The organism is Pseudomonas sp. GW823-FHT06E10 (assembly GCF_058794995.1).
The window spans coordinates 54088-60274 of record NZ_JBXAHJ010000024.1; the positions used below are offsets into that span (position 1 = coordinate 54088).

Here is a 6187-nt window from a genome sequence, read left to right on the forward strand (position 1 = left end):
GAGACCAATGCCGCCGCCGACATCTCCACCAGCGGCACCCTGACCATCAGCGACGTCGACAGCGCCGCGACCTTCGTCGCCCAAACCAACATCGCCGGCAGCTACGGCCAGTTCTCCATCGGCACCGGCGGTGCCTGGACCTATGTCGCCAACTCCGCCCACAACGAGTTCGCCGCCGGCATCACCTACACCGACAGCTTCGCGGTGAGCAGTGCCGACGGCACCCTCACTTCGGTCACCGTGCATATCCTCGGCACCAACGATGCGGCCGTGCTGTCCGCCGACATCGCCAACCTCACCGAGACCAATGCCGCCGCCGACATCTCCACCAGCGGCACCCTGACCATCAGCGACGTCGACAGCGCCGCGACCTTCGTCCCGCAGACCAACACCGTCGGCAGCTACGGCCAGTTCTCCATCGGCACCGGCGGTGCCTGGACCTACGTCGCCAGTTCCGCCCACAACGAGTTCGCCGCCGGCACCACCTACACCGACAGCTTCCCGGTGAGCAGTGCCGACGGCACCCTCACTTCGGTCACCGTGCACATCCTCGGCACCAACGATGCCGCCGTGCTGTCCGCCGACATCGCCAACCTCACCGAGACCAATGCCGCCGTAGACATCTCCACCAGCGGCACCCTGACCATCAGCGACGTCGACAGCGCCGCGACCTTCGTCCCGCAGACCGACATCGCCGGCAGCTACGGCAAGTTCTCCATCGGCACCGGCGGTGCCTGGACCTACGTCGCCAGCTCCGCCCACAACGAGTTCGCCGCCGGTACCACCTACACCGATACCTTCGCGGTGAGCAGTGCCGATGGCACCCTCACTTCGGTCACCGTGCATATCGCCGGCAGCAACGACTCACCGACGATCACTTCCAACGGTGGCGGTGCGACGGCTTCGGTCAACGTGGCGGAGAACACCACGGCGGTCACGACGGTGGCGGCGACCGATGCCGATCTGCCGGCGCAGACGCTGAGCTACTCGCTGCTGAATACGGCCGGGACGGACTTCAGCAAGTTCTCGATCAGTTCAAGCGGGGTGCTGACGTTCAACTCAGCGCCCGATTACGAGAATGCCCAGGATGTCGGTGGTACTGACGGCGACAATGCCTACGTTGTGGACGTTCAGGTGTCCGACGGCAATGGCGGAATCGACACGCAGACGATTACGGTGAACGTGCAGAACGTCGCTGAGACGCCAGTTGATACCGTGGCGCCAACGGTGATAGTGACAGGGACTGCCTTAGGGAGTTCGACGGGTTCAACGTCGACGGTCACATTCCAGTTCAGTGAGACGGTGAGCGGTTTCAACCTGTCTGATGTAGCAGTGACGACAACGAGCGGAACGCCTCGCGGAACCTGGAGTAACTTCACGCAGGTAGACGGTGATACCTACACGGCAATGCTGACCAGAACGCTGGGCGGTAGCATAAAAGTCGACGTTGCCGCGAACAGCTACACCGACCTGGCGGGCAATCCTGGTGCGGCCGGGAGCAGTGCAAACCTTCCGGCAGGCGTTGCCGGCGAACCTGTCAATCTGGCCCTCAACGTTCCACTGGCCGATGTTAGCGGCCCCGTGACGGTGACCATCAGCGGTGTTCCTTCGGGGTGGGTGTTCAATGCAGGAACCGACAATGGCGATGGCACCTGGACCGTGCAGACCAGCGATCCCGGCGCATTGACGGTGACAACTCCAAGCGACTTCGCCGGTGCGTTGGTGCTCGATGTCAACATGTACTGGAGCAACAGCGACGGCAGCACCGCAAGCGCCTACGTGTTCAACAACGTCGAAATCTATGCCCCAGGCGCACCGATCTTCGCCTTGTCCACCGACGACAACCTGACCGGCTCGTCCGGTGCCGATACCTTCGTGTTCGCCCGGCCGATCGGCAACAATGTCATTTACAGCTTCGATGCGGCGGCGGACAAGATCGACTTGATCGGCTTTACGGGCGTCAACGATTTTGCGGATGTGAGTATCGTCAATGACGCGAACGGCAATGCCGTGCTCAGCATCAGCGCCGACCAGACGATCACGGTCAACGGCGTGGATGCGGCGGCGTTGAGCGGGGCCAACTTACTGTTCGATGTGGACCCGGTCACGACCAATACGGGCACCCTCACCATTGCCGACGGCGCGATCATGCCGTTCGGTGGCAGCATCCATAACAGCGGCACCATCGAGCTCGGCTCCACCGGCAACGAGACCAGCCTTGAGATTCTGTTCCGTGGCGCGACCTTGACCGGTGGCGGCCAGGTGCTGCTATCCGACAATGCGCAAAACGTGATTTTCGGCGGCAGCGCCGACACAGTGCTCACCAATGCCGACAACACCATCTCGGGTGCCGGTCAGTTGGGAGCGGGGCAGATGATGCTGGTCAACTCAGGCCTGATTCATGCCAGCGGCGTCAATGCACTGGTGATCGATACCGGTAGCAGCGCCGTCACCAACACGGGGGTGCTGCAAGCCAGCGGCAGCGGCGGATTGGTGATTGAAAGTGCGCTGGTCAACAGCGGCAGCCTGTGGGCGAACGATGGCAATATCACCATCCACGGAGATGCCCAAGGCGCGGGAAGCGCGACTATCAGCGGTTCGGCGATGCTGGAATTCGGTGCTGCCTCCGATCAGCATGTGACGTTTGACAGCGGCGCGGCAGGCACGCTAAAGCTTGATGTGTCGACGGCGTTCAGTGGCAGCGTCAGCGGTTTTGCTGCGGGTGATACGCTGAACTTTGGCGATATTGCGTTCGGCGCCAATACGCAGATCACTTATGCAGCGAATGACACAGGCACCGGCGGCCTGCTGATCGTGAACGACGGCGCGCATGCGGCGCAGGTCACGCTGAATGGCCAATACGCGGCGGCGGGTTTGCAGGCGAACGCCGAGGGCAGCGGCAGTGAACTGGCCTACGATGCAGCGGCGGCAAACCACAGGATGCTGGGCGGCCTGGCCAACGACACTCTGGTCGGCGGTGCGGGTGACGATCTGTTCCTCGGCGGGCTGGGCAACGACACGCTCAACGGCGGCTTCGGCAACGATACCTTCGCGTTTGCTGCCGCAGGCTTCGGCAACGACTTGATCCAAGACTTCGACGTCAATCCGGCCGCAGGGCAGGACCTGCTCAATATCGCGGGGCTGGGGATCAGCAGCGAGACGTTCGCTGCCAACGTGAGCATTGCGGCTGACGGGGCGGACACGCTGATCGGGATCGGAGTGGACTCTATTCGCCTTGTCGGTGTCAGCAGTGCAGGTATCGATCAGGCGGACTTTATCCTGGCGGTATGATGCTTTTGCTACTGGCCGAACGTTGCTACGCGGTTGCAGGCCCCATCGCGGATAAATCCACGATGGGGCCTGTGCGAGGTATTCTCAAGAGCCTCGATTTTGGTTGACTGACTTCCTCAGCACGTGAGGCGGTCATCTCATCGAAGTCAGCAAACGGGTTTCGATACCCATCTCACTCTACGTGCACTGGTTCTGGATAGATGCTCATGTTGACTGGCTTGAATCATTTGACGTTGGCGGTTGTGAACCTCTCTCGCAGTATTGAGTTTTATGTGGCTCTACCCGGCTTTAGATTGGCTGCCCGCTGGGAGACGGGGGCCTATCTTTCCCTCGGTGATCTCTGGCTTTGTCTGTCTCTCGATGAGACACGTCTGGCGGAAAAACAGCCTGATTACACCCACTATGCGTTTTCGGTGGGGCAGGAAGATTTTGAAGAAGTCACCGCTTACTTGCGGCTTCGTAACGTTATTGAGTGGAAATCCAATTCGAGCGAAGGTAACTCGTTTTATTTTTCGGATCCCGATGGGCATCGCCTGGAAGTGCATGTGGGCAGCCTGGCTTCAAGGCTTGAGCAATGCCGGCGCCAGCCGTATGCAGGTATGGAGTTCTTTGACTGACCGTTTTCGTCTGATCACTTTGAAGAAATAGCTCTGCTATCTGGCCTGCGGCAAAATATCTGCATTGGCCAGCAGGGAAGCACGTAGCATGATCGGACAGTTATCGAGTCGGCAGGAGCGACTGTTTTACTCGTTCAACCTTGAAGAACACATCCCCGCCAATCACCTTCTTTCTGGAGAATTGACAGCCAGGTAAGTTGTCAGTTTTTTAGCAAGAGGGCCTCAATGAGGCCCTCATCGCCAACGCCTGGTTGTACTCAGTTCGCCTTTATCGGCACCGTCACGGTTTTGCCGAAGGCCGATTTGATGGTCGCCGTCGGGCTAGGCGACGGGCCGCTGCCGGCGGTCGTCACCGCTATGTTCCAGCGCGCGCCTGTGGCCGTAGGCGTCAGGACGGCGGCACCAAGGTTCACCGTACCGGTTGTGGTCGTGGCCGTCGCCGTGATGGTATTGCCCGTGCCACGGGAGGTGGTGCCGGACAGGACCCAATACCAGCGGCTGTTGCTGCGGGCGGTGACGGTGGCGCTGGTGACGATCAGGCTCTCGTTGATCGCTGCCGAGACCGCCACGGATACCGTCGCCGGTGCCGACTCGGCGCCCTTGGCATCGGCGGCCCTATAGGTAAAGGTCGCGGTGAACGGCGCGGGGACCGTGGCCGGTGGTGTGTAGGTCACACGCAGGCCATCGGTGCTGACCACGCCCTTGCCGGAGTCCGGTTGCTCCAGCCCCACCACTTTAAGTGGCACGTTACCGTCAGGGTCGCTGTCGTTGGCCAGGACGTTGATGATCACCGGTTGGCCGGTGTTACTGATGGCGCTGTCGGGGTTGGCAATCGGTTTTTGGTTATCGGGGTCCTCGGCACGTGTATCGCCAGTGCGGAAGGTCGGCAGCGCGGCGGAGTTGACGTAGGTGACGCCGTCCCAGCCGGGCAGGGGGGTTGGCATCAACTGGAACTGGCCGGGGTGCTCGACATCCCAGCGCAGCAGCATGGAGGTGTCCTCGTGCTGGGTGTTGTGGCAGTGCTCCATGTAGGTCCCGGCGAATTCACGGAAGCGGATCGCCATTTCCACGTCCTGCGAGCTGTCGATGCCCTCGCCGATGCGATAGATGTCCTTGCGTGCCCATTTTTCCCATTCCGGCGGTGCCTTGCCGTCGCGGTTGAGGACGATGCCTTCTTCGAAGTGCACGTGCACCGGGTGGTTCCAGCCGTTGCCGCCGTTCCTGATTCTCCACACTTCCAGGGTGCCGTCGCCGGAGAACCCGGCAGGGGTCGGACCGTTGGCCAGTTGCGGAGCGGCACTGATCACTCGAGGGTCCATCTGGAAGCCTAAACCGCCGTCGGTCTTGATCGTCCAGGGGGCTTCGTCGGTGCCATCGGAGCGGCCGAAGATGAACTCGCGATGGCGCGCCAGTTTCAGTTTGGCCTGCACCGTCGGGTCGTCACGGTTGAGGGTCAGCGGAAGCATGGTTTTACCCATCGCCTTGCCCGGCTTGGCGGGTTCGTAGTCAGCGGGGTTCATGCTCACGTCCTGGCCGGCATAAGGCTGGACCAGCAGTTGCAGGAACTTGCCCACCACCGGGTCGCCGGCGTCCCATTCCAGCCCTTTGCTGCCCAGCTTGAGCACCGCCTTGTACCTGCCGGACAGGACATCGGCCAGGCTCGGCGGTAAAGCCTCCGGCCCCTTGCCGTCGTGGTGCTCCATCAGGTTGACGAAATACAGCTTGTCGCCGGTGCTGATCCCGTTTTTCGCGAAGTTGACGATGATGTCGTAACGCTCGGCGATGCCCATGGTGGGCAGGATGGCGTTGTGGTCCTGCAGGTCGCCGTCAGCGTCCAGGTCCATGCTGCCGTCGAACGGCACGGCGTGTTCCATGAGGTTGCCGTCGTTGGCGATCAAGTGGAACGGCACGCGGGTATAGGACAGGCCGGAACCTGTCGGGCCGGGGAATTCGCCACCGGTACCGGCGATCTCACGCACCAGCGCGATCTTGAAGTAGCGCGACACCGAGCCGTTGAGGATGCGGAAACGATAGCTGCGCGCCCGTACCTTCAGGCGCGGCTGGTACTGCCAGTTGACCAGGAGCTGGTCGCCGAGAAAGCCATCGGTGTTGAACGGGTTGAACCACAGCTGGCCATTGGCGTCCCAGGCCTTGTCGGCCAGCAGCAGGTTGACGTCATAGTCGCGGTTGCCCCAGGGCAACGCCGAACCGCTGGGCAGGCGCAGGTTGACGCCGTCTACAAACGCTTCGTTACCGCGATCCAGGGCGCTGTAGTAGTT

The 6187-nt window shown here is 61.6% G+C and carries 3 protein-coding genes; 2 read left to right on the forward strand and 1 reads right to left on the reverse strand.

The genetic code is table 11. From position 1 onward, the window contains the following. Together AC1Q6Y_RS27170 and fos are read left to right on the forward strand one after the other, a co-directional pair. Positions 1–3291 (forward strand): beta strand repeat-containing protein (locus AC1Q6Y_RS27170; RefSeq protein WP_492625542.1); only part of this gene is annotated, 3291 nt, incomplete at its 5' end. Between the two features lie 206 nt (positions 3292–3497). Continuing rightward, entirely contained in the window at positions 3498–3908 is a 411-nt protein-coding gene (gene fos / locus AC1Q6Y_RS27175) for a fosfomycin resistance glutathione transferase (protein ID WP_489340470.1), read from the forward strand. A gap of 257 nt (positions 3909–4165) precedes the next feature. Here the strand turns inward: fos and AC1Q6Y_RS27180 are convergent. Further along, positions 4166–6187, reverse strand: a 2022-nt coding sequence (locus AC1Q6Y_RS27180) for an Ig-like domain-containing protein (RefSeq protein WP_492625543.1), incomplete at its 5' end; no start/stop codon positions are given.